General features: G+C 61.7%; 2 protein-coding genes. Both read right to left on the bottom strand.

The annotated features are described in order from the left end of the window. Positions 1-88: 88 nt before the first annotated feature. Complete coding sequence (locus ACR2JA_RS06920) at positions 89-1,315, bottom strand: IS256 family transposase (RefSeq protein WP_434008368.1); 1,227 nt, start codon at positions 1,313-1,315, stop codon at positions 89-91. Continuing rightward, positions 1,312-1,515, bottom strand: a 204-nt coding sequence (locus tag ACR2JA_RS06925) for a LexA family protein (RefSeq protein WP_434008369.1), incomplete at its 5' end; no start/stop codon positions are given. The genes ACR2JA_RS06920 and ACR2JA_RS06925, both read right to left, overlap by 4 nt.

The following is a 1,515-nucleotide window of genomic DNA, read 5'->3' on the forward strand; positions in this document are numbered from 1 at the left end:
TGCGTCGTGTGGCTGGGCTCTGGTCCGCGCGCGGGCGACCGGATCTGGGTGTGGGCGTGTCCGAATTTTTGTGTAAACGGTTCGGACGTCAGTTGACGGAGATGCGATCTCCGAACTGAATGGTAAAGCGGGTCAGCGCAGCCTTCCAATCGCGGATGGGCATGGTCCACTTCTGGCTGATGTTGCGCAGTGCCAGGTAGAACAGCTTGGTCAACGCCTCGTCGCTGGGGAACGAGCCCCGGTTCTTACTCAGCTTCCTCAGGCCCATGTTCACCGACTCGATGGCGTTGGTCGTGTAGATGACCTTTCGGATTTCCGCCGGGTAGTCAAAGAACGGCGTCAACCGACTCCAGTTCCTGCGCCAGGACTGGCCGATGGGCAAGTAGTCAGCGTCCCACTTGGCCTCGAACTCGCCCAGTCGCAGCTCGGCCTCTTCGGCGGTGGCGGCCTGGTAGATGTGGCGCAGGTTTGCCGCCACCTCTTTGCGGCGCTTCCAGGAGACGTAGTTCAGGCTGTGGCGCACCATGTGCACGATGCACAGCTGAACCACCGCCTTGGGGAACACCGCCTCGATGGCATCGGGGAAGCCCTTGAGCCCGTCAACGCAGGCGATGAAGATGTCCTGCACACCCCGGTTGCGCAGCTCGGTGACCACCTGCAGCCAGAACTTGGCACCCTCGGTCTGCGCCAGCCACAGGCCCAGCACCTCCTTCTCGCCATTCATGTTGATGCCGATGGCCAGGTACACCGCCTTGACCCGCACCGCGCCCTCGCGCACCTTCACGTGGATGCAGTCCAGATAGACGATGGGGTAGATGGCGTCCAGCGGGCGGGCCTGCCAGACCTTGACCTCTTCGCTGACGGCGTCCGTCACCGATGAAATCAGGCTGGGTGAGACCTCGGCACCGTACATCTCCTGCAGGTGGCTCTGAATCTCGCGCACCGTCATGCCACGGGCGTACAGCGAGATGATTTTGTCGTCGAAACCGTTCCAGCGGGTCTGGTGCTTGGGGATGAGCTGGGGCTCAAAGCTGCCGTGGCGGTCACGGGGTACTTCGATGGGCAGCTCGCCGAACTCGCCCTTGAGGGTCTTCTTGCTCTTGCCGTTGCGGGTGTTGCCGCTGGCGTTGGCCACGGCTTCATGGCGCTCGTGCCCCAGGTGCTCGGTCAGCTCCACGTCCAGCGCCTTCTCCACCAGCAGTTTGGTCAGCTGCTTGAGCAGGCCGTTCTCGCCAATCAGGTCTTCAGGCTTCTTGTAGTCGGCCAGCAGGGTGGCCAGCAGTTCTTGGGATACTTCGTGCTTCTTGGTTGTCATTGTGTTTGCGGACAAGCAGGCTCGCGCCTGCGGTGGATTGTCCGTTTACACAAAATTCTGCACACCCTCAAAGTCGGGTTGGCAGCCTTGAGCTTGAGGTGTCCCCCGCGCAGCCAGAGCTGCTTACAAGTGAATTCGCCATCCACCACCGCCACCACGATCTGGCCATGTCCGGGTTTGACAGCCCTGTCCACCAACAG

The organism is Hydrogenophaga sp. (assembly GCF_051007235.1).
Lineage (GTDB): Bacteria > Pseudomonadota > Gammaproteobacteria > Burkholderiales > Burkholderiaceae_C > Hydrogenophaga.